This is a genomic window from Stenotrophomonas sp. 24(2023), from assembly GCF_030913365.1.
Lineage (GTDB): Bacteria > Pseudomonadota > Gammaproteobacteria > Xanthomonadales > Xanthomonadaceae > Stenotrophomonas.
In genome coordinates, this window is the sequence record NZ_CP133160.1 from 803,500 (window position 1) to 826,496 (window position 22,997).

At 69.6% G+C, this 22,997-nt stretch carries 16 protein-coding genes; 3 read left to right on the forward strand and 13 right to left on the reverse strand.

Annotated elements, in window-relative coordinates; all coding sequences use genetic code 11:
- Positions 1 to 5 precede the first annotated feature (5 nt).
- The 4 genes from Q9R17_RS03575 to pilG are packed head-to-tail and all read right to left on the reverse strand — an operon-like array spanning position 6 to position 3,396.
- The gene (locus Q9R17_RS03575) at positions 6 to 2,042 is read right to left on the reverse strand and encodes a methyl-accepting chemotaxis protein (protein WP_308157080.1); all 2,037 of its coding nucleotides are present in this window, start codon (positions 2,040 to 2,042) and stop codon (positions 6 to 8) included.
- A 40-nt stretch (positions 2,043 to 2,082) separates the two neighbouring features.
- Positions 2,083 to 2,613: a chemotaxis protein CheW gene (locus tag Q9R17_RS03580; RefSeq protein WP_308157081.1), complete on the reverse strand. Its 531-nt coding sequence runs from the start codon at positions 2,611 to 2,613 to the stop codon at positions 2,083 to 2,085.
- Positions 2,614 to 2,976 carry a response regulator gene (locus Q9R17_RS03585; RefSeq protein WP_308157082.1) on the reverse strand — a complete coding sequence of 121 codons (363 nt, stop codon included), beginning with the start codon at positions 2,974 to 2,976 and terminating at the stop codon, positions 2,614 to 2,616.
- Positions 2,977 to 2,994: 18 nt separating this feature from the next.
- Positions 2,995 to 3,396: a twitching motility response regulator PilG gene (gene pilG, locus Q9R17_RS03590; RefSeq protein ID WP_308157083.1), complete on the reverse strand. Its 402-nt coding sequence runs from the start codon at positions 3,394 to 3,396 to the stop codon at positions 2,995 to 2,997.
- Between the two features lie 236 nt (positions 3,397 to 3,632).
- Here pilG and gshB point away from each other — a divergent pair, with 236 nt between their 5' ends.
- Both gshB and Q9R17_RS03600 read left to right on the forward strand, forming a co-directional pair.
- Positions 3,633 to 4,580, forward strand: coding sequence for a glutathione synthase (gshB, locus tag Q9R17_RS03595; protein ID WP_308157084.1), 948 nt, complete (start codon positions 3,633 to 3,635; stop codon positions 4,578 to 4,580).
- Positions 4,580 to 5,464: an energy transducer TonB gene (locus Q9R17_RS03600; RefSeq protein ID WP_308157085.1), complete on the forward strand. Its 885-nt coding sequence runs from the start codon at positions 4,580 to 4,582 to the stop codon at positions 5,462 to 5,464. The genes gshB and Q9R17_RS03600 overlap by 1 nt, the downstream gene beginning before the upstream one ends.
- Positions 5,465 to 6,026: 562 nt before the next feature.
- Here Q9R17_RS03600 and tsaB read toward each other — a convergent pair.
- The 8 genes from tsaB to Q9R17_RS03640 all read right to left on the reverse strand — a co-directional run bounded on the left by tsaB (position 6,027) and on the right by Q9R17_RS03640 (position 18,112).
- Positions 6,027 to 6,740, reverse strand: a complete 714-nt coding sequence (tsaB, locus tag Q9R17_RS03605) for a tRNA (adenosine(37)-N6)-threonylcarbamoyltransferase complex dimerization subunit type 1 TsaB (protein WP_308157086.1) — start codon at positions 6,738 to 6,740, stop codon at positions 6,027 to 6,029.
- Positions 6,741 to 6,749: 9 nt separating this feature from the next.
- Positions 6,750 to 8,813, reverse strand: coding sequence for an ATP-dependent DNA helicase (locus tag Q9R17_RS03610; RefSeq protein ID WP_308157087.1), 2,064 nt, complete (start codon positions 8,811 to 8,813; stop codon positions 6,750 to 6,752).
- A gap of 485 nt (positions 8,814 to 9,298) precedes the next feature.
- Positions 9,299 to 9,829: a tetratricopeptide repeat protein gene (locus tag Q9R17_RS03615; protein ID WP_308157088.1), complete on the reverse strand. Its 531-nt coding sequence runs from the start codon at positions 9,827 to 9,829 to the stop codon at positions 9,299 to 9,301.
- Positions 9,830 to 9,833: 4 nt separating this feature from the next.
- Entirely contained in the window at positions 9,834 to 12,272 is a 2,439-nt protein-coding gene (gene mrcB / locus Q9R17_RS03620; protein ID WP_308158266.1) for a penicillin-binding protein 1B, read from the reverse strand.
- An 85-nt stretch (positions 12,273 to 12,357) separates the two neighbouring features.
- Entirely contained in the window at positions 12,358 to 13,392 is a 1,035-nt protein-coding gene (locus tag Q9R17_RS03625) for a glycosyltransferase family 2 protein (RefSeq protein ID WP_308157089.1), read from the reverse strand.
- On the reverse strand, positions 13,389 to 14,285 hold the full coding sequence (locus Q9R17_RS03630; RefSeq protein WP_308157090.1) for an NAD-dependent epimerase/dehydratase family protein: 897 nt from the start codon (positions 14,283 to 14,285) through the stop codon (positions 13,389 to 13,391). The genes Q9R17_RS03625 and Q9R17_RS03630 overlap by 4 nt, the downstream gene beginning before the upstream one ends.
- A 56-nt stretch (positions 14,286 to 14,341) precedes the next feature.
- Complete coding sequence (locus Q9R17_RS03635) at positions 14,342 to 15,910, reverse strand: hypothetical protein (protein WP_308157091.1); 1,569 nt, start codon at positions 15,908 to 15,910, stop codon at positions 14,342 to 14,344.
- Between the two features lie 30 nt (positions 15,911 to 15,940).
- A complete protein-coding gene (locus tag Q9R17_RS03640) occupies positions 15,941 to 18,112 on the reverse strand; it encodes a bifunctional (p)ppGpp synthetase/guanosine-3',5'-bis(diphosphate) 3'-pyrophosphohydrolase (RefSeq protein ID WP_308157092.1) in 2,172 nt (723 codons plus the stop codon).
- Positions 18,113 to 18,264: 152 nt separating this feature from the next.
- Here Q9R17_RS03640 and Q9R17_RS03645 point away from each other — a divergent pair, with 152 nt between their 5' ends.
- Positions 18,265 to 18,789, forward strand: coding sequence for a hypothetical protein (locus Q9R17_RS03645; RefSeq protein ID WP_308157093.1), 525 nt, complete (start codon positions 18,265 to 18,267; stop codon positions 18,787 to 18,789).
- Positions 18,790 to 18,843: 54 nt separating this feature from the next.
- Here Q9R17_RS03645 and hrpA read toward each other — a convergent pair whose 3' ends face one another.
- Entirely contained in the window at positions 18,844 to 22,926 is a 4,083-nt protein-coding gene (gene hrpA, locus Q9R17_RS03650) for an ATP-dependent RNA helicase HrpA (RefSeq protein WP_308157094.1), read from the reverse strand.
- Between the last annotated feature and the right edge of the window lie 71 nt (positions 22,927 to 22,997).

Below are 22,997 nucleotides of genomic sequence, written 5' to 3' on the forward strand. Positions count from 1 at the left end.
CCTGTTCACGCCGGCAGCTTGAAGTCGGCGACCGAACGGCGCAGGTCGGCCGCCAGCTGCGCCAGATGGCCGATCGATTCGGCGGTCTGCCCCGCACCCTGCGAGGTCTGGCCGGTGATCTGGCGGATCACGCCCATCGTGCGGGTGATGTCCGACGCGGCCGCGGACTGCTGCTGGGCGGCGATGGAGATGTTCTTGATGAGGGTGTTCAGCGCGTTGGACACGCGCTCGATCTCGGTCAGTGCGGTACCGGCGTCCTCGGCCAGGCGTGCGCCGGACACCACTTCGGAGGTGGTCTGCTCCATCGAGGTGACCGCTTCGTTGGTGTCGGCCTGGATGGCCTGTACCAGGCCTTCGATGCGTCGGGTCGCGCCGGAGGTGCGTTCTGCCAGGCGCTGCACTTCGTCGGCCACCACGGCGAAACCACGGCCGGCCTCGCCGGCCGAGGCTGCCTGCACGGCGGCGTTCAGTGCCAGGATGTTGGTCTGCTCGGAAATGTCGTTGATCAGTTCCACGATCGAACCGATTTCCTGGGAGGACTCGCCCAGCCGCTTGATGCGCTTGGAGGTTTCCTGGATCTGGTCGCGGATCTGGTCCATGCCCTGGATGGTCTCGCGCACCACGCCGGCACCCTCGGCGGCGATCACCACCGAGCGCTGCGCCACGTCGGCCGACTCGGCCGAGTTGCGCGACACCTGTTCGATGCTGGCCGCGATTTCACCGATACGGTCCGAGGCCGAGGTGATCTGGTTGGCCTGGTGGCCGGCCGCTTCCGCCAGCTGCATGGCGGTGGCCTGGGTTTCCTGGGTCGACACGGCCACCTTGGCCGAGGTGTCGTTGATGGTGGTCACCAGGTGGCGCAGTTCGTCCACGGCGTAGTTGATCGCGTCGGCGATGGCGCCGGTCATGTCCTCGGTCACCGAGGCCTTCACCGTCAGGTCGCCCTCGCCCAGCGAGGAAATTTCATCCAGCAGCCGCATGATCGCCTGCTGGTTGCGGCTGTTGAACTCCACCTGGGTCTGGTAGCGCAGTTCCTGTTCGCGCGAACGGCTGCGCACCGAAATGGTGACGAAGCCGATGATGGCCACCAGCGAGAGCGCGCCGGAGGCCACGCCGATCCAGAAATTCGGGAACAGGCGGGTGTCGCTGACCGAACCGAAGGACGAGAACGCCTGGAACAGCCCACGGCTGTCACGCAGCATGTCGCTGGAGCCGGCAGCCAGGCTGCTGGCGGCGGCCTGCGCGGCGAACAGCTGGCGCGAACTGGCCAGGATGGCATCCGCATCGCGCTTCATGGTGTCCCACTGCGCCTGCGACTTTTCCAGCTGCGCCACGGCGGCCGGCCCGCGCACGGCGGTGATACCCAGTTCTTCGTTGCCGTTGCGCAGGCCGTCAAGCACCTGCGAGAACACGGTGATGTCGCGTGCCAGTGCATCGCCGGCCATTGCCGCGCCACTGCCACCGGCGCGCATTTCGGTCACGCGGCGGGCCATCGAACCGGCCACCACCACCTGCTGCAGGGCGCTGTAGACCTGCGCGGAGGTCGCGCCGGACGCACTCATCGCGCGCACCAGCTCGTTCAGCTGGGCCTGCAGGCCCGGTACCGCACCGGTGAAGTTGTTGGCATTGCCGGCCAGCGCCAGCACCGCCGGTTCGCTGGCCACCAGCTGGCCGGCCTGCTTGCCCAGCGGCGCCCAGGTATCGGCCAGGGTCCGGATCGCGCCGGACACCCCCGGCTCGCTGCCATAGCGGCCCTGCAGGCTGGAAACGTGTTCCTCGACGTCGTTGCGGGTGGCCTTGAAGGCGGTGAACGCCGGCGCGTTGCCGGCCACCGCGTCACGCCCCTGGTTGGCCAGCTGCTGGGAAAGCACCTGCAGCTCGGCGGCCTTGGAGCCGGCATCGGCCAGGCGGCTGCCCTGCCAGGTGGCCACGCCGGTGTTGAGGCCGAACACGATCATCGACAACAGCAGCAGGGCCAGCCAGGCGTTGGTGCCGCCCATGCGCAGCTTGCCGGGCTTGGTGGCGTCCGAAGCAGTACTCATCGTTCAACCTCGATTTCGATGCAGGTGGCGGGGCGCGGCGTCAGGCCGCGGCTTGCCGGAATTCAGGAGTGCGCGACAGCAACGACAGCGAGAACACGCCCCAGTCGTGGCCATCGGCATGGAAGGCACGGTCGACGAAGTGGCCATAGCGGCCCTCCGCCAACGCGCCGGGGGCGGCCTGCTGCGCGGCGTCGAAGCTGCGCTGGCCGTACAGTTCGTCGATGGTCAGGGCGACATCGCCGCCGGCCTGGCGCATCAGCAGCACGCGCTGGCCTTCCTGGGCCACGGTGCGTTCGCCTTCCAGGAACAGCTTCAGGTCCACCACCGGGAACAGGTTGCCGCGCAGGTTGCCCACCCCCAGCAGCCAGGGCTGCGCGCAGGGCACCGGCGTGACCGGCGGCATCGGCACGATTTCCACGACCTCGCGGAAATCGGACACCAGCCGGCGCTGGCCGACACGGTAGCCCACGCCACGCCACAGGTCCTGCGCGAAGTGCCGCTCCGGCAGCGGCACGGCATGGGCCAGGCTGCGCCGTTCGTAGGCTTCAAGGATGTCGAAGGGCGAGCGCATTCAGGCCACCAGTTCGTTGATGCGCGCGATCAGGTCTTCCTCGCGCGGCGGCTTGACGATGTAATCGGCGGCCCCCTGCCGCAGCCCCCAGGCACGGTCGGTTTCCATCGCCTTGGTACTGACGATGATGACCGGGATGTGCCGGGTGGCGGCATCACGCGCCATCGCGCGGGTGGCCTGGAAGCCGCTCATGCCCGGCAGCACCACATCCATCAGCACCAGCTGCGGTGCCTGGTCGCGGACCAGCTGCAGGCCATCTTCGGCGTTGTCCGCTTCCAGTACCTCGTGGCCGGCACGGCGCAGCCACTGGGTGAACACCGCGCGGTCGGTCGGTGAATCCTCGATCAGAACGATACGAGCCATGGTGCCTTCCCCCCCTGGTCAGGCGTTGACGTATGTGCGGATGGCACCCAGCAGTTCTTCACGCGTGAAAGGCTTGGTCAGGTACTGCTCCGAGCCGACGATGCGACCACGCGCCTTGTCGAACAGGCCGTCCTTGGAGGACAGCATGATCACCGGGGTCGACTTGAACAGCTGGTTGCCCTTGATCAGCGCACAGGTCTGGTAGCCATCCAGGCGCGGCATCATGATGTCCACGAAGATGATCTGTGGCTGCTGGTCGGCGATCTTGGCCAGGGCCTCGAAACCGTCGGTCGCGGTCACCACTTCACAGCCTTCGCGCTTGAGCAGTGTTTCCGCAGTCCTGCGGATGGTCTTCGAATCATCGATGACCATCACCCGGAGGCCTGCGAGTTCCCCGCCCGCAGTCGTGTTTTCAGTCATTGCCTTTCCCCAAGCGCGCGGCACGTCATGGCGGGTGCCGCTGCGAAAGCGTATCTATATCGCACTTGCTTGTCCCCCTTCAAGGCCATGCCATGGGCCGGGCCGGGCCGGCGGCTGAACGTGACCGGTTTCGCACTGCGTGCGCAGCCCGGCGGCGGACGCAGCGTTGCACCGCCCGGGCAGGCAGGCACCCGGCAATGCCGCTACCATCATCGCCTTGCCTGACAGGTGCGACCATGCCGTTGAACGTCATCGTGGTGATGGACCCCATCGCCCACATCAAGATCGCCAAGGACACCACGTTCGCCATGCTGCTGGAAGCCCAGCGCCGCGGCCACGCCCTGCACTACGTGCGGCCGGGCGGGCTGGCGCTGGAAAGCGGCGTGGCGGTGGCGCAGACCGCGCCGCTGCAGGTCCGTGACGATCCCTCGGACTGGTTCACCCTGGGCGCATTCAGCCGCACGGTGTTCGGTCCCGGCCAGGTCGTGCTGATGCGCAAGGACCCGCCGGTCGATGCTGAGTACATTTACGACACCCAGGTGCTGGATATCGCCGCCGCCGCCGGCGCCCGGGTGGTCAACAACCCACAGGGCCTGCGCGACTACAACGAGAAGCTGGCCGCACTGCTGTTCCCGCAGTGCTGCCCGCCCACCCTGGTCAGCCGCGACGCCAAGGCACTCAAGGCGTTCGTGCTGGAACACGGCCAGGCCGTGCTGAAGCCGCTGGACGGCATGGGCGGACGTTCCATCTTCCGCAGCGGCACCGGCGACCCGAACCTGAACGTGATCCTGGAAACACTGACCCACGGCGGGCAGACCCTGGCCCTGGCCCAGCGGTTCATTCCCGACATTACTGCAGGCGACAAGCGCATCCTGCTGGTGGATGGTGAACCGGTGGACTACTGCCTGGCGCGCATCCCGCAGGGCGATGAGTTCCGCGGCAACCTGGCCGCCGGTGGCCGCGGCGAAGGCCGTCCGCTGAGTGAGCGCGACCGCTGGATCGCCGCCCAGGTCGGCCCGGAGATGAAGCGCCGCGGCATGCGTTTCGTCGGGCTGGATGTGATCGGCGACTACCTGACCGAAGTGAACGTGACCAGCCCGACCTGCGTGCGCGAACTGGACGCGCAGTACGGGCTGAACATCGCCGGCCAGCTGTTCGACGCGATCGAAGCCGATCTGCACTGATGGACGCTGGCAGCGCCCTCCTGCCGGTGCCCCCGCGCGAGGCACAGCGCCTGGGCGCGACCCTGGCCCTGTCACTGCTGGTGCATGCGGTGCTGATCCTGGGCGTGGGGTTTGCCGTGCGTGGCGACGCACCGCTGGTCCCGACGCTGGAAGTGATCTTCAGCCAGACCCGCACGGCGTTGACGCCGAAGCAGGCCGATTTCCTGGCCGCCGCCAGCCAGCAGGGGGGGGGCGACCATGACCGCGCACAGCGGCCGCGCGACAACCAGGCCGGTATCGTGCCGCAGGCACAGGCCGGCCTGAGCCCGGTGCCGCAGCAGCGCCAGGAGGCCGCGCCGGTGCCGCCGCCGCAGGCACGGGTGATCAGCAGCCGCAACGGCCAGGACCCGACCGCACCGGCGCAGGCACGGCCGGAACCGGAACAGCCCGCCCCGGACGCGCCGTTGACCGCCCGCGAGCAGCGCGATGCGGAGATGGCCCGGCTGGCGGCGGAAGTGCATCTGCGCTCGGCCCAGTACGCCAAGCGGCCGAACCGCAAGTTCGTCTCCGCCAGCACCCGCGAATACGCCTATGCCAATTACCTGCGCGCCTGGGTTGATCGTGCCGAGCAGGTCGGCAACCTGAACTATCCCGACGAGGCCCGCCGCCGCCGGCTGGGGGGCCAGGTGGTGATCAGCGTGGGCGTGCGCCGCGATGGCAGCGTGGAGAGCCATCGCATCCTGCGCTCCAGCGGCACGCCCCTGCTGGATGAGGCGGCACTGCGCGTGGTCGAACTGGCGCAGCCGTTCCCGCCCTTGCCGAAGACCGATGATGGGGTGGACATCCTGCAGGTGACCCGGACGTGGGTATTCCTGCCCGGTGGCGAACTGCGCGACGACCGGTAGGGGTTTTGTTGCCCGGGCCTGCGGCCCGGGACCCGCTGCAAAGCCAGGGCAACTGCAACAGCGGCGGTTGGCATCCTGAAGAGTGGCGGGGCGGTGTCGAGCGGCGGGGACGCCGCAAGTACGTCCGTGTAGGCTTGGCCGCCGCATCCATGCGGCGGACACCCCGCCATCCGACACCGCCCCACCTCTGACAGATCGCGGCGCATCTGTTTTCACTTCGCGCGATGCGACTGCCCGCTTTGGTAGATCCACGCCATATGTGGATGCGAGCGAAGCGATCGGCTTTTGATTTTGATTTTTTTCGATTTTCCGTGGCGGACGGCGCACGGAAACTGTCCGTGGCCGGGCGGGTGGGTTGCGCAGGGGCGTGAGCCGCATGGGCCCGAGGCATGCCTCGGGCGGGTTGGGCAGGACGCCCAACCCCGGTCTTGCCGTGTGCTCAGGACTGCGCACACGAGCAAGCGGCGACCGAGCTTACATGGACGTACTTGCAGCGTCCCCTGCGCAGCCCACCTGCCCGGCCAATCCCACGAATCCGCGATCCGCTCCCGCCACGAGGGGCTCAGCCGTTGGCCTTGGCCTTGGCTTCGCGCGCGGCCTGCTGTTCGACCAGGGTCAGGGCGACGTTGTCGCGCAGGTAAGCCGGTTCGACCTTCTCCGGCGCGATGCCTTCGCCACGCGCGAAGGCGGGCACGGCCAGCGCCAGCACATCTGCCGCGCGCGGCAGTGCCTGCGCATCCTGCCCGCGCAGGGCGTCGCCCAGCCGCTGTGCCAACGCGCCATCCAGCGCACCGAACCCGGTGCCGACCCCGTACACCGCCAGGCCGGACGGCAACGCCACCGCGTCCGGGCCACACACGCGCTCGGCGTCCTGCGCCACCGGCAGGCCATCCACGCGCTGGTAGCGGGCCACATACAGCTCGCCCATGCGCGCATCGATCGCCGCCAGGATCTGCTCTTGTTCAGCCGGCGCGCGCAGTGCCAGCACCTGCAGCGTGGACACCGGCAGCAGCGGCAGGTCCAGCGCCAGCGCGATCCCCTGCGCCAGGGCGATGCCCAGCCGCACGCCGGTGAACGCTCCCGGGCCGCGGCTCAAGGCAATGCCATCGAGCTGGCGACGGCTGATACCCGCCTCGGCCAGCAGCGCCTCGGCCCAGGGCAGGCCCAGCTCGGCATGCCGGCGGGGGGCGATCTCGAAGTGTTCCCGTACCTGCCCATCGACGTGCAGGGCAACGGAACAGGCTTCGGTGGCGGTTTCAAAGGCGAGCAGTTTCATCGGATCAGGTCAGAACAAAGGGAGCGTGGTGCCGGGCGCTGAAGGGGCCGCCGCCGGGGCAGCGGTATCACCCGCGTCGGCCACGGGCGACCATTGTGGCGCAAAGAAGGCCTGCACATCGGCCAGTTGCCGGGTACGCCGGAAGGGCGGCAGTGAATCCAGGAACACCCGGCCATAACCGCGGTTGAGCAGGCGCGGGTCGCACAGCACCAGCACGCCACGGTCGGTCTCGCTGCGGATCAACCGGCCCACCCCCTGCTTGAGGGCGATCACCGCCTGCGGCAGCTGCTCATCGCGGAACGGGTTGCCCCCCTGGCTGCGGATCGCCTCCAGGCGGGCTTCGAACACCGGATCATCCGGTGCGGCGAATGGCAGCTTGTCGATGACCACCACGCTGAGCGCATCGCCGACCACATCCACGCCCTCCCGGAAGCTGGCAGCCCCCAGCAGCACGCCATTGCCCGATTCACGGAACCGCTGCAGCAGGGTCGCGCGTGGCGCTTCGCCCTGCACGAACAAGGGCCACGGCGCACCGCGCAGTGCTTCGGCCGCCTCGCGCAGCGCGCGGTGCGAGGCGAACAGCAGGAAGGCACGCCCGTTCGATGCCTGCAGCACCGGCAGCAAGGCCTGGATGAGGGCCGTGCCGAACCCGCGCGCCGCCGGGTCCGGCAGGTCGCCCGGCAGGTAGCACAGCGCCTGCTCGGGCCAATTGAACGGGCTGGGCTGGACCAGGGTCTGCGGATCGTCCAGGCCCAGCCGTTCGCTGATATGACCGAAGCCACCATCCACGGTCAGCGTGGCCGAGGTGAACACCCAGGCCGCACCGGTACGTTCGCGGTGTTCGCGCAGCGGCGCGGACACGTCCATCGGCGTGCGCTGGCAGCGGAAACCGCGTGCGGTCAGCTCGTACCACAGCACGTCGCCAGCCGCCGGCACGGTCGCATCCGCGACCTCCTGCACGGCGTCGTCGAAATCGAAAGACAGGCTCGGCGAATCCTCGCCCAGCCAACGCCCCAGCCGGCCGATCGCTTCGCGCGCGCGGGCATGGCAGGCATCCAGGCCTGCGGCAGCCTCGCGCAGCGGCTGCAGCGCCGCTTCCAGCACCACCAGGCAGGTCATCACGGCATCGAAGCCATCGCGCACCAGCGGCATCGACAGCGCGCGCCACTGCGTGCCGCGCGGCGGCAATCCTTCCATTGCCGTACGCAACGCCAACAGGGCCTGCTGCAGAGCATCGACCGGCGCCTGCAAGGCGGATTGCGCACCGCCGACACTGCGTGCCTCGGCCAGGCAGTCGCGGCCCAGCTCCTGCCAGGGCCGCATGCCGAAGCCTTCGCCGAAGAACTGCGCGGCCAGTTCCGGCAACTGGTGCGCTTCGTCGATGATGAAGGCCTGCGCCCCGGGCAGCAGTTCACCGAACCCGTCCTGCTTCAGCGCCAGGTCGGCCAGCAGCAAGTGATGGTTGACCACCACGATGTCCGCCGCCTGCGCGCGCTGGCGTGCGCGCACCACGAAGCAGTCGTCCCAGAACGGGCAGTCGCTGCCCAGGCAGTTGTCGACCGTGGAGGTGACCATCGGCAGCAGCGGCGAATCGTCGGCCAGGCCATCCAGCTCGGCCATGTCGCCGTGCTCGGTACGCCCGGACCAGGCCGCGATGCGCTGGAACTGCCCGGCCTGCTCGGGACTGGAAAAACGCGGCTCGCCACGCGCCTGCTGCAGGCGGTAGCGGCACAGGTAGTTGCTGCGCCCCTTCAGCAGTGCGCTGCGGCTGCCGATGCCCAGCGCCCGGCGCACGCGCGGCAGGTCGCGGTGGTAGAGCTGGTCCTGCAGTGCGCGGGTGCCGGTGGAGATGATGGTCCGCAGCCCGGACAGCAGCACCGGCACCAGGTAGGCGAAGGTTTTGCCGGTGCCGGTGCCGGCCTCGGCCAGCAGCAGGTCGCGCTGCTGCAGGGTGGCGGCGATGGCCTCGGTCAGGCGCAGCTGGGCTGGACGCGGGACGAAGGCATCCAGGTGCGAGGCGAGCGCCCCACCCTCGCTGAGGGCGTCGCGGCTGGCGGGGACAAGATCGGACATCAGACGGGAAGGATACCCGGCCGGGCGCGGCCCGGCACCCGGTTGAGGCCGAGGCACAAGCGCAGGCAACGGCAACAGCGACAGTTCATGGCGTCGCAAGCCTGTCGGATGGGGCGAGGCGGGTGGGCCAACCGGGACACGCCGTAAACCCATCCATGGGGGCTCGTCCACGACATCCATGTCGTGGACGGTCCCGGCTGGCCCACCCGCCTCACCCTGGACGGATAGCCTTTGCCGAAATGTTCAGGCAAAGCAGACGCCAAACAGAAGCAGTGGATTGAACGGAGAAAAAAGGGGTCGGATCCGTTTTCCACAGGAAAACGGATCCGACCCCCAGCGAGTGCGCGCAACGCGCGACCCGCGTTTGATCTTCATTTCTTTTCCGTGGCTGACGGCACACGGAAACTGTCAGAGGCCGGACCACCCACGATGACAGTGGCCCTACCGACCCTCAGCCACGAGGGGCTGCGCCGTTGGCAGGCCCGTCAGTACCGCTTGATTCCCGGCACGGTGCAGCCTTCCAGCTGCGCATGCGCGGACACCGCGTTTTCCTTCTGGTTGCGCGCCAGCCGCGACTGCTCGATCGTCGCCCAGTGCCGGCGGCACAGCGGCCCGGTCTTCGAGCCCAGGTCGATCGCCTTGCGCGCGAAGATCTCCGCTTCCTGCCACTGGCCCTGCAGCAGTGCGATTTCCGCGCGTTCCTGCAGCACCGCCGGGTCACCGGCCACGATCTGCAGCGCCTGCTCCAGGCTGGCCGCCGCGCCGGCCAGATCACCGGCCTTGCGCTGGGCCTGCGCGGCCTGCCGCAGGTCTTCCACTTCCGGGTCACGCAGCGGCTGCACCGACAGTTCCTTGTCGTCCGGGCCCGCCACGGTATCCACGGCGGCCAGGCGCTGGGCCGGCGAGGTGGTGTCCACCACCGGCTTGGCAGCCGGCGGCGTGGGCGTGACGCAGGCGGCCAGGGCCAGGCTCAGGCCGGTCACCAGCAGGGGCTTGAAGGGGGAACGGATCTTCATCAGGTCATCGCGTGGGTGTGGAAGGAGCGGTCTGCGCCGCCGGTGCCGCGGGCGCGGCCTCGACCGGTGTTTCGGGTTTCTTGTCCAGGCCGAACCAGCTGCGCCAGCCGCCCCCTTCGGTGCCCTGCTCTTCCGGCAGCGCCTGCGGCGCGCACGGTGCGTATGTCGGGGCATAGCCGACCACGAACGGGAAGCGGCGGGCGCCCGGGCAGGCCTCGTCGGTGCTGTTGGTACCGGCGGCGGCGACCGGCTGCCAGTCCAGGCCCTTGTTGTTCACCCGCAGCGGTGCGCTCGGCAGCCGCTGGAAGATGCCCGACCACACACGCATCGCACCGGTGGCACCGTACAGACCGGCCTGTTCGTTCTGGTCGTTGCCGATCCAGATCACCGCCAGGTGGTCGCCGGTGTAGCCGGCATACCAGCTGTCGCGGCCATCGTTGGTGGTGCCGGTCTTGCCGGCCGGCTGCAGGCGCCCCAGGCCATCGGCATTCAGGCGCTGCGCGGTGCCGCTGGCCACCACCTGCTGCAGGCCGATGCTGATCAGGTTGGCGGCAATCGAATCGCCTTCCTGCGCCGGCGCGGGCGTCTTGTCATAGCGCTTGAGCAGCTTGCCTTCCGGATCGAGCACACCACGCACGGCGTGCAGCGGCTGGATTTCGCCGCCGGAGGCCAGGAACTGGTACAGCTGGGCCATCGCATACGGGCTCTGGTCGGTGGAGCCCAGGATCACCGCCGGGTTCGGGTCGGCCTTGATGCCGGCCAGCACGTGGATCAGCTGGGTCACCCGTTCCGGGCCCACCTGCATGCCCACGCGCACGGTGGCCTGGTTGTAGGAGTGGGCCAGCGCGTCGATCAGGCGCACGGTGCCATGGCTGCGGTTGTCCGCGTTGCCCGGGCTCCAGTTGCGGCCACGGCCCAGCTGCACCGTCACCGGGGAATCATCGACCCAGCTCGACAGCGACCACCGGTCGGGCTGGGCCAGTGCGAGCAGGTAGACGAACGGCTTGAGCAGCGAACCGACCGGGCGCTGCGCTTCGATGGCACGGTTGAAGCCCGGCTCGGACACATTGCCGCCGCCGACCACTGCCAGCACGTCACCGTTGTGCACGTCGGTCAGCACCATGCCGGCCTGCAGCGGCGGCCGCCGCTTGTTCTCCAGCGCGCTCAGGGTCTTGGTCACCGACCCTTCGGCATAGGCCTGCGCCGAGGGCGACATGCCGCTCATCACGCTCAGCCCCGCGCCCTGCAGCGCCGCTTCGGGATAGTCGTGGCCCAGCTGGCGACGCACCAGGTCGATATAGGCCGGGAAACGGTTGGCGGCCACCAGTCCCGGCGTCTTGGGCACGCCCAGCGGCGCCTTCAGCGCGCGCTGGTACTCGGCATCGTCGATCAGGTTGGCTTCGCGCAGCTTGCCCAGCACGAAGTTGCGACGGTCGGTGGCGCGTTCGGGGTTGCGCCGCGGGTCGTAGAAGGACGGCCCCTTGACCAGGCCGATCAGCAGCGCGATGTGCTCGGTGTCCAGCGAGGACAGGTCACGGCCGAACCAGAATTCGGCACCGGAGGACATGCCGTGGATCGCCTGGCTGCCACGCTGCCCCAGGTACACCTGGTTGAGGTACGCCTCGAAGATGGTGCGCTTGTCATAGCGCGCTTCCATGATCAGCGCGTACAGCACTTCGTTGAACTTGCGGGTGATCGTCTGTTCCTTGCCGATGCCCAGCAGGCCACTGCGGGCCAGCTGCTGGGTCAGCGTGGACGCGCCCTGCCGGCTCTGCCCCCCCGAGCGCAGGGTGACCCACACCGCGCGCGCGATGCCGGACAGGTCGATGCCATGGTGGCGGTTGAAATCCTTGTCCTCCACCGCCTGCAGGCCGGTGACCAGCAGGTCCGGTGCCTCGTCCATGCGGATCAGGCGCCGCTCCTCCTGCTTCTGGCCATACAGCGTGGCGATGCGGGCCGGGTCCATGCGCGCGGACTTGATCGCCTTGCGCGTGCCCACGTCACGCAGCGACGCGATCTGGCCACCGGCCAGTGTCAGCTCGACGCGGCGCGGGGCCACCCGGCCATCGACATCGTTGTAGCCACGGCTGGAAATGGTGAAGCGCCCGCCCTGCACCGCATAGGTCGCCGGATCCTTGCCTTCGCCATCGTCACGGTAGGCCGAGGCGGCCAGTTCGGTCTTCAGCGTGGCCGCATCCATCGCCGCCCCCGGCTGCAGCACCAGCGGGCGCGCATAGACACGGGTGGGAATCTGCCAGCGCAGTTCACCGAAGCGCTGGGTGACCTGCTGGTTCAGGTACAGCGTGTACGGGATCAGGAAGCCCAACCCCAGCGCGAACGCCGCCATGCCCCAGGTGATCAGCCGTCGGCGCCAGTCCGGGCCATCGCCCTCCAGGTCGTCGTCGAAATCGTCGATGTCGTCGGAATCGTAGCGTCGGGGCACGGGCATGGTGAAAGGTAAAGTCCCGCCGAGTCTAACGCAGCCGCTGTGGCGGCAGGCAGGCCGCGCCCGGGGGTTTCACTGCAGTTCAAGCTGCGCGGGTACCGCGCCAGCCCGCCACTGCACCGGCAAGCGCGGCCAGCAGCCCGTTCCCGCGGGCGCCGGCCAGGCTGCAGTTGGCCAGCCGGGCCAGCAACCGCGGGGCATCGTGGGCGATCCAGCGCCAGCCCACGTCCGGCCGCCGGTACAGCTGCAGGCGCGACCACGCCATGCGCCAGGCCAGCGCGGACAGGCCCTGCCAGCGGTGCGGTGCGATGACCACCCCGCGCCGCTGCAGCAGTGCCACCAGGCCCTGCAGGCGCTCAGCGGTGCGCTGGCGGCGCGCGGCGTTGAACAGGTCCAGGTCCCGCAGCCGCTGCAGGATGCTGCGCCGGCTCGCACCGATCTGGTTCCGCCCATGCTGCCGGTAATCGATGGTCGGCTGTCCCAGCATGTCCAGCCCCCCGCGCAGCGAGGCGATCACCGCCAGCCACTCATCATGGCTCCAGCACGGGGCGATCGGCAGGCCATCGTCCAGCAGGGGGCGGCGCAGCGCGCAGGTCGCACCGGTGATGAAGTTGCGCAGCAGGATGGCATCGATCGCCAGGCCGGAGCGCTCCAGCGCGACTTCGGCCGGATGCACCACCAGCACATCCAGCAGGTTGCTGCCCAGCGTGCGGCCCTGGGCATCGACCAGCCGGGCATCGCTGTGCAGCATCAACAGCGACGGGTCGGCCTGGAAGCGTTGCAGGTAGGCCTGCACCCGGCCGGGGTGCCAGGCGTCGTCCTGGTCGCACAGGAAGATGATGTCGGCGCGGCAGCGTTGCAGCGCATCGGCGAAATTGAGCACATAGCCGAGGTTGCGCGGGTGCTGCACCACCTCGACCCGGATGCCCTGCGCGCCGGCCCGTGCCGCAAACGCGGCCAGAAGCTCCAGGGTCTGGTCGGAGGAACCATCGTCGCCGACCACCACTTCATCCACCCGTACGCTCTGGGCCAGGATGCTGTCCAGCTGCACCTGCAGGTAGGCCGCACCGTTGTAGGTACACAGCGCGACACCGACGCTGGGGGCGCTGGCGCTCATGCTGCGGGCACCGGGCCGGAGGCGGCCTGGATGCGTTGCTGCGCCTGCTCGGGCGTCATCGGCTGCCAGGTCGCGTTCTCCGGACGGAAGGGCCGTGGTTGTACGCCCAGCAGGGACTGCAGCGGGCCGTTATCGGCGACCAGGTCCTGCTCCAGCCGCGAGACCGGACCACGGGCCCTGGGCACCAGCGAGGAGAGCACGCGCAACGCCAGCCCCGGCACCACCACGCCCATCGGCCGCGGCACCAGGCTGGCGTGCACGCGCGCGAACATCTGGTCATAACGCAGGCGCTCGCCGCCACCGATTTCCAGTACCTGGCCATCGGCAGCCGGCGACTGCACGGCACGCAGCACCGCCAGGGCGATGTCATCGGCATGTACCGGCTGACGCTGCCCGCCAGCCACCGGCAACGGGAACACGCGCAGGCGGCGCGCGCGGGCGACGATCGGGCTCAGGCTGCGATCGATGCCGGCACCGTAGATCAGGGTCGGGCGCAGCAGCACCCATTGCATGCCCAGCCGCTGCGCCTGGGCGATCAGGCCCTGCTCACCCCGCTGCAGCATGGCCACCACATCCTGCTCATCGGCCTGAGCCGAAGCCTGCTTGGTCAGCACGCTCATCGAACTGGTGGCGATGATCTTCGCGGCGGGCGCGACCGATTGCTGCGACAGCCAGGCGACCCAGGCCTCCAGCGGGCTGAAGCTGGCAATCGCGCTCCACTGGCCTGCCACTGGCGGCGGCAACGCGGCCATGCCGCCCTCGATCCACCGCACGCCCGGCTGCACCGGTTGCGGCCGGCGGCTGAGCGCATCCACCTGTTCCCCGGCGCGCACCAGACGCGGCAGCAGGAACCGACCGATCTGGCTGGTGGAACCGGTAACGAGGACGGACATGCAACTCCAGCACGATCAGCACCTTGGGGGCCGCTACTATAGCGGGCAGGCCGGTTTTACGGCATTGCGCCGATATCGCGCAGGCGCTGCTGCAGCTGCTGGAAGTCACTGCTGCCAGGGCCTGCCCCCAGCTGCCCGGCCTGCAGCAGCGCCTCCTTGGCGAAGGTGACATCGCCGCGCCCCAGGCGCTCACTGCCGATGGCCAGCCAGCGTTCGGCCAGCCGCCGCCGCGCCGCCTCCAGACCACCATCGGTCGGCGCCAGCGTCTGCCATGCCTGCAGGCAGGCCCCCGCGCCCTGCACGCGGTTCTGCCGCAGGTTGTCCTCGAAACAGCTGCGCCCGGCCGGCAACAGCCGGGCGGCCGCCTGCCTGACCCTGCGGTCTCGGGGGGCAAGCGCCTGCGCCTCGCGCAGGGCATCGAACGCACTCTGTCCGGGCGGGCTGATCCAGTGCCCGGCCTGCTCGGCCCGGGCGATGCGCTGCAGCAGCCGCTGCAGCTGGCGTTCGCGCTGTGCCCCGGAGGCCGTGGGCTGCTCCAGGGCCTGTTGTGCCTGCCGCGCCTTCGACAGGCGCTGGGTGGCCTGCTGCAGTGCGCTGGCCGACGCCCCCAGCAGGCCGGCCTGGGCGATGTCGCGGTCGGCGGCGGCAAACTGGAAATCGTCACCGGCATGCTGCGCGCGCGCCAGCAGCGCCTGCACCACGCGCTCGCGGCCACGCAGCGCACCGGGGTCGTCGGCGCTGACGGCCAGCACCGCCTGGAAACTGGCAGCTGCCAGGTCCAGCTGCTGCCGGCGCAGTTCACGCAGCCCCTGCTGCTGGCGCCGTTCCAGCGCGCGTGCCAGCTGTTCCTGGCTGGCCGGCAGGTCGGCATGGCCAGCATCGAACTGCCGCGCGCGCTGCAGCTTGGCCGCGGCCGTCACCAGTGCCCCTTCGTCGGCCTCATGGCGTGCGCGCTGCAGCAGGTCGCTCAAGGCATCTTCGCGCCCTTCCAGTGCGCCCAGGTGGTCCGGCTGCAGGGCCAGGATCCGCTGGAACAGCGGCAACGCACTGTCCGGGCCCTCATCGAGCCGCCCGGCCTGCAGCGCCTGCCGGGCTTGCAGCAGCACAGCATCGATGCCGGCACCGGCCGCGCGCCGCTCGCGCAGCGCACGCGCCACGGCATCGGCCTGGGCCTGTGGCACCTGCAGTTCGCGGGCCAGCGACAACGCCTGCGCGCAGCCGTCCAGATCCCCGGCCTGCAGGCGTTCGCGGGCCTGCTGCAGCGCTGCATCGGCGGTGCGGGCCAGGCCTTCGCGGGCCTGCTGCCGGTCGCCATCCAGTGCCAGTACCGCCTGGTAGCGCTCACGCGCGCCACTGCCATCGGCCTCGCTCAGATGGCCATCGGCCAGCGCGCGGTCGGCTTCGGCAAGCAGCTGTTCGACCTGCGGTTCATCCCAGAACCAATCGGCCAGCGGCTTGCGCAGGAGCACCAGGCCGACGAACACCAGCGCTGCGGCCAGCAGCGCCCAGCGCCAGATCCGCCGGGCATGGCGTGCCTGCAGCCACCACCAGCGCCCTTCGCGGCGCACGCGCACCAGCGCGGCATGCGCGCTGGCGTGCGGATCATGGTCAGGCTCAGGGTGCATGCGGGCACGATAGCGGCGGCGGCGTGAAAGTCAGCCGAGACGACGCGCCTCGCTGACCCCCGGCAACGCATCCAGCTTGCCCAGCAGGGTCGACAGCTGGCCGTAATCGCTGACCTTCAGCCGCAGGCGCAGGTGCGCCCGGCCGCTGTTGCGCACGTTGTCGCTGTGGATGTCCAGCACGTAGGCGTCTTCCTGCGCGATCAGGTTGGTGATGTCCTTGAGCAGCCAGCGGCGGTCAACGGCGTTGACCACCACGTCCACCTCGTACCCGCCACCGGCCTGGCCCCATTCCACCGGCAGGATGCGCTGCGGGCTGGTCGCCGACAGGCGCGCCAGCGCGGCGCAGTCGGCGCGGTGCACGGTGACACCGCGGCTGCGGGTGAGGTAGCCGACGATGGGTTCGCCCGCCACCGGCTGGCAGCAGCGCGCCAGCTGCACCAGCAGGTTGCCCACGCCCTGCACGGTGAACTTGCTCTTGTTCAGGCCATCGCGGCGGGCGGTGGCACGTGGCAGGGCCGGTGCCGGCGGCGGCTGGTGGGCCGCACGTTCGGCCTCCAGCAGCTGGCGGCTGACCTGGTTGGGCCCGGTATCGCCCAGCGCCACCTGGATGTAAAGGTCATCCACGCTTTCGGCATGGAACTTCTTCGCCGCCGGTGCCAGGTCGGCATGCTGCAGGCCCAGCCGCTTCAATTCGCGCTCGAGCAGCTCGCGCCCGGCCTGCACGTTGCGCGCGCGGTCCAGCTTGTGGAACCAGCTGCGCACCTTCTCACGCGAACGGTTGCTGGCCAGGAACCCCAGCGCAGGCATCAGCCAGTCACGGCGCGGATCGGCTTCCTTGCCGGTCAGGATCTCCACGCGGTCACCGCTGCGCAGCCGATAGGTCAGCGGCACGATGCGGCCATTGACCTTGGCGCCCCGGCAACGGTGCCCCACCATCGTGTGTACGTGGTAGGCGAAATCCAGCGGCGTGGCCCCCTGCGGCAGGTCCATCACCTCGTCCTTCGGGCTCAGGGCATAGACACGGTCCTCGGTCAGCTCGGCATCGAGCGCACCGGCCAGTTCGTTGCCCTGCCCGTCCTGCGCCTGCTCCAGCAGCTGGCGCATCCAGGTGATCTTGCGGTCGAAGGATTTCTCCGCGCCCTTGCCACCTTCCTTGTACTTCCAGTGCGCGGCCACGCCCAGTTCGGCCTGCGCGTGCATGTCGTGGGTACGGATCTGCACTTCGATGGTGCGGCCTTCCGGCCCGACCACCGCCGTATGCAACGACCGGTAGTCATTGGCCTTGGGGCGGGCGATGTAGTCATCGAACTCGCTCGGCACCGGCGCCCACAGCGCATGCACGACCCCCAGCGCGGCGTAGCAGGCGGCCACGTCGTCCACCATCACCCGCACCGCACGGATGTCGTACAGCTGGTCGAAGGCCAGCCGCTTCTTCTGCATCTTCCGCCAGATGCTGTAGATGTGCTTCGGCCGCCCGCTGACCTCGGCCTGGATGCCCTGCGCCGCCAGTTCCCGCGACAGCTGCTTCTTGACGTTCTGCACATAGCGTTCGCGCGCCAGGCGGGTTTCGTCCACCTCACGGGCGATGCGGCGGTAGGTGTCCGGCTCCAGGTGGCGGAATGCCAGGTCTTCCAGTTCCCATTTCAGCTGCCAGATGCCCAGCCGGTTGGCCAGCGGCGCATGGATGTCCCGGGTCAGCTGGGCCAGCGCACGGCGCTGCTCGTCATCGAGCCGGTCGGCACCGCGCATGCGCGCCAGCTGGCGGGCCAGCAGGATCGGCACCACGCGCAGGTCATGGATGATGGCCAGCAGCAACCGCCGCAGGCCTTCGCTGTTGCGCCCGGCCTCACGGCCGGCGTGCAGCGCCCATACCTGGTCGGCCGCGTCCTGGCCATCGAGCAGGCCGGCCACCGCCGCATGCTGGCGCCCCAGCGGCAGTGCCTCCAGCCCGCCCCGCAAGCCCGGCAGGTCGAACAGCAGAGCGGCCAGCACCACGCCCTCGTCGGCCGAGAGCAGGGCCAGCGCGTCCAGCGTATCGGCCAGCACCGGCCAGCTGCTGCCGCGCATGCCGTGCGGCGTGCCCTCGGCGTTCCACAGCTGCAGCACGGCTTCGCGCAACGGTGCGGACAGCACCGCCGCCGAAGGACGGTTCAACAAGGCTTCCAGGCCGGGGGCAGACGCGCGGTTCACAGCATCGGACATCAAAGGCAGAGGCCTCTACGGTAACGCCCCACCCGTTCAGGAACAATCGCCGGTACGCGCCCCCGTTCACCGGCGCGGCGGGCCGGCCTGGTGAACGGCGTGCCGCCGTGCGTACGCTGCTCTACACTCGGGCAACTTCCAGGAGAACCACCATGAACCTGCGCCTGCTGCGCCCGCTCAGCCTCGCCCTCGCCCTGTGTTCTGTCTCGTTGCCCGCGCTGGCCCAACGCGTCGTGGCCGGCGACCTGCAGACGCAGATGAGTCCTGCCGAATTCAAGGCGGCCGGTCTGGACAAGCTCAATGCCGGCGAACTGGCCACGCTCAACCGCTGGCTGCAGGGCACGGTCGAGAAGGCCACCACCGAGGCCGTGGCCGAGGTCCGGGAAAAGGCCCGCGAGGAAGGCCGCCAGGAAGTCATCGTCAAGAACCGCGGCTTCTTCGATTTCGGCAGCAAGGAGCCGATCAACGCCGTGCTGACGGGAGACTTCCGCGGCTTCGGCAAGGGCCGCACCTATGTGCTGGACAACGGCCAGGAATGGGAACAGACCGATGCCACCACCCTGGCCGGCATCCGCAAGACGTCTCCCAAGGTCGCCATCAGTCCCGGCGTGCTGGGGGCCTGGTACCTGAAGGTGGAAGGGGTCAACACCCAGGCCAAGGTGCGCCGCACCAAGTAATGCCGGTCATCCGCGCAGGACCGGGCCTGGGCCCGGCCCTGCGGGAGCACGCGGTCACCCCTGCCGCAGCGCGGCAACCCGCTGTGCCAGCTTCTTGGCCGAGATGCCCGTGCGGGCCCCCAGTTCCTGCGCGAACAGCGAGACCCGCAGTTCCTCCAGGTCCCAGCGCAGTGCCTGCCATGCCGGCCGTGCGCGCAGGCCCTGCTGGTCGCCAGACTCCAGCGCCTCCAGGAAGGGACGCAGTTCCAGCATGCGGGCCTGATCGCGGGTCGGGTCACGCTTGGCCCGTTCCGTGCGCAGGATCATCGCCTTGAGGTAGCGCGGATACTGCGCCAGCGCATCGGCCGGCGTGTCCCGCAGGAAGCCGGCATGCACCAGCCCGGCCAGCTGCGCCTCCATGTCGTCCAGGTTGCCACGCGCCCAGCCCATCAGCGGTGCTTCCAGCAGCGGCTTCAGCTCCGCCACCAGCGCCAGGATGCTCTCGGCCAGTTTCAGCCGCTGCATTGCTTCGCCGAACAGCGCCTTGCCGGCCTGCTCGCGCCGCTGCTCGAAGAGCGCTGCATCGCGGATCTCGCCCAGCCCGTCGGCCAGCACGGCATTCATCGCCGCATCCACCAGATCGCCGCGCAGGCGTTCCTGCGATTCGATCGCCGCGTACAGCAGCCCGGTCTTGGCCGCTACCGGCAACTGCTTGCGCGCCTGCTTGACCTTCTCGGCCAAGCCGATCTCCAGCAGCCGGCGCACGCCCTGCGGGTGGGCCTCCTGCGCCTGCTGGCGATCGGCGAAGATGCGCAACGCGGCCGTCTCGCCTTCGTCGACCAGCGCCGGCCAGGCCGGTACACCGGCCTCACCGGGCACCTGCAGCGGGATCGGTGCGGCAGGGAAGGTCCGCAGCCCTTCGGCCGCCATCGCGCGCCCGGCACGGGCCGCGAAGGCCTGGCCCGCGCGGTCGCCGAAGCGTGCGCGCAGCACGTCCAGATCACGCGACGTCGCCAGCACCTTGCCATGGTCATCGCGCAGGCGCAGGTTCATCCGCAGGTGCGGCTCCAGCGCCGGCACGTCGAAATCGGTGGCCGCCACCGTGGCACCGGTCGCCCGGCTGAGGAAACGCGCCAGTTCGCCGGTGATGTCATCGGCGCTGGGCTGCGGGAACGCTTCGAAGAACGCACGGGCGAAATCCGGGGCCGGCACGTAGTTGCGGCGCATCGCCTTGGGCAGGCTGCGGATCAGCGCCGAGGCCTTGTCGGCCACGAAGCCCGGCGCCAGCCAGCCCAGCCGCACCGGATCGAGCGCATTGAGCAGGTGCAGCGGCACGTCCACGGTCACGCCATCGTCTTCGGCACCCGGCTCGAAGCGGTAGTGCAGCGGCAGGCGTGCATCGCCCAGCGGCAGGTACTTCGGGTAGCGGTCTTCCTCGCTGCCCTCGCCGGGCAGCAGGTCCTGCAGCGTCCACTGCAGGGCGTGCCGCTGCGGTGGCGCGAGCGCCTTCCACCACGCATCCAGGCCGGCGGCCGAATGGATCTGCGGCGGCACCCGGTCCAGGTACCAGCGCGCCTGCCAGTCCTCGTCGGCGACGATGCCGGCACGGCGCAGCTTGGCTTCTTCCTCACGCGCCTCTTCCAGCACTTTCAGGTTGTCGGCCACCACGCTGGCGCGGGTGGTGATCTCGCCGGTCACCAGCGCCTGGCGCACGAAGATGTCATGCGCCTCGCCCGGGTTGATGCGGCCGTAGTGCACGGGTTTCTTCGGGGCCAGCACCAGGCCGAACAGGCTGATCTGCTCGGAGGCCAGCACCTGCCCCTGCGCGCGCGACCAGTGCGGATCGAAGTGCTTGCGCAGCAGCAGGTGCGGCAGTTCGGCGATCACCCAGTCCGGCTCGATCGCCGCCAGGGTCATGCCCCACACCTTCTGTGTGTCCAGCAGGTTGGCCGCCAGCAGCCACGGCGGCGGCCGCTTGGACAGCACCGAGCCCGGGAACGGCAGGAAGCGGCGCTGGCGCGGGGCCTGGAAGTCGCCCTTGTCGGTGCGGTGGCCGATCTGCGTGGGCAGGCCGGCCACCAGCGCGCGGTGCAGCGTCTGGTAGGCACTGGCACGCACCTTTTCGCTGAAGCCGCCGCCGGCCGGGGCCTGTTCCCTCTGCGCACGCGCGGCCACCGGGGCCGGCGCGGGCTCGGCCTTGCCTTCGCGGGCCAGGCGCGCGGCACGGTGCAGCTGGCCGCGGGTGGCCTTGGCCGCTTCGGCATCGTCACGCGCGGCCGCAGGCGCACTGCTGCCCGCCAGCAGCGGCGCCATCGACGCCTCGATGGCCTCTTCCTTCCAGCCCAGTTCCTCGCACAGCAGGCGCAGCTGGCGATGCAGCTCGCGCCACTCGCGCATGCGCAGGAAACCGAGGAAATGACGGCCACACCAGTCGCGCAGCTTGGACTGGGTCAGGTCCTCGTGGGCCTGCCGGTAGCCATCCCACAGGCGCAGCACACCGACGAATTCAGAGCGGCCATCGGCGAACTGCGCATGGGCGCTGTCGGCGGCCCCGCGTGCTTCCGGCGGGCGCTCGCGCGGGTCCTGGATGCCCAGGAACGCGGCGATCACCAGCATCGGCCGCAGGCAGCCGGCCGCCTGCGCGGCCACCAGCATGCGCGCCAGCTTCACGTCCACCGGTAGCCGTGCCATCTGCTTGCCGACCGCGGTCATGCGGCGCTCGCTGTCGATCGCCCCCAGTTCGGCCAGCTGCTGCCAGCCGTCGGCGATGGCGCGTTCGTCCGGCGCTTCCAGGAACGGGAAGTCCTCGATCCGGCCCAGGCCCAGCTGCAGCATGCGCAGGATCACCCCCGCCAGGCTGGAGCGGCGGATTTCCGGATCGGTAAATTCCGGCCGCGCCTGGAAATCGGCCTCGGCATACAGACGGTAGCAGATGCCCTCGGCGATACGGCCGCAACGGCCCTTGCGCTGGTTGGCGCTGGCCTGCGAAATCGGCTCGATGTGCAGCCGGTCCAGCTTGTTGCGCGGGCTGTAGCGCTTGACGCGGGCAAAGCCCGGATCGACCACGTAGCGGATGCGCGGCACCGTCAGCGAGGTTTCAGCCACGTTGGTGGCCAGCACGATGCGCCGGTTCGGCCCGGGGTTGAACACCCGGTCCTGGTCCTGGTTGGACAGCCGCGCGTACAGCGGCAGCACGTCGGTCTGCCGGTACTTGCGCCGCTCCAGCGCCTGGTGCGCATCGCGGATCTCGCGTTCGCCCGGCAGAAAGATCAGCACATCACCGCGCGCATCCTGGCGGGTGATCTCATCCACCGCTGCCACGATGGCATCGTTGACCGTGCGCTCGCCCTCCTGCTCGCCCTCGCCTTCCAGCGCGCGGTAACGCACCTCCACCGGGAAGGTACGGCCTTCCACGCTGATCACCGGCGCATTGTCGAAATGCTGGGCGAAACGCTCGGTGTCGATGGTCGCCGAGGTGACGATCAGCTTCAGGTCCGGCCGCTTGCGCAGCAGCTGCTTGAGGTAGCCCAGCAGGAAGTCGATGTTGAGGCTGCGTTCATGGGCCTCGTCAACGATGATCGTGTCGTAGTTCGACAACCAGCGGTCACTGGCGATCTCGGCCAGCAGGATGCCGTCGGTCATGAACTTGACCCGGCTGTCCTCGCCCACCTTGTCGTTGAAGCGTACCTGGTAGCCGACCAGCTGGCCCAGCTCGCTCTGCAGTTCCTGTGCCACCCGGGTGGCCACCGCGCGTGCGGCAATCCGTCGCGGCTGGGTGCAGCCGATCATGCCGGCCTGGCCACGGCCGGCGGCCAGGCACAGCTTCGGCAGCTGGGTGGTCTTGCCCGAGCCGGTCTCTCCGGCGATCACCACCACCTGATGGTCGCGGATCAGGCCGATGATCGCCTCGGCTTCACGGGCGATCGGCAGCTGCGGGTCCAGACTGATGGACAGTTGCTGCTGCGCACGGCGCTGGCGCCGCTGCACGGAGGCCTGCAGGGCCTGCTCGAAGGTGGCCATCAGCGCGGTGTCCTGCGGCTTGGCCTGGCAGCGCGACAGCAGTCCCAGCAGGCGGCCACGGTCGCGGCTCATCGCGCCATCGATGGCGGTCCGCTGCTGACGCAGTCGCAACACGGGTTTTTGTTCAATAGAAGTCATCAATCGATCAATTCAAAACTTTGAAAGCGACCAGTCATTAGATCTGGTCTATCGTGTTCATCATCACCCAC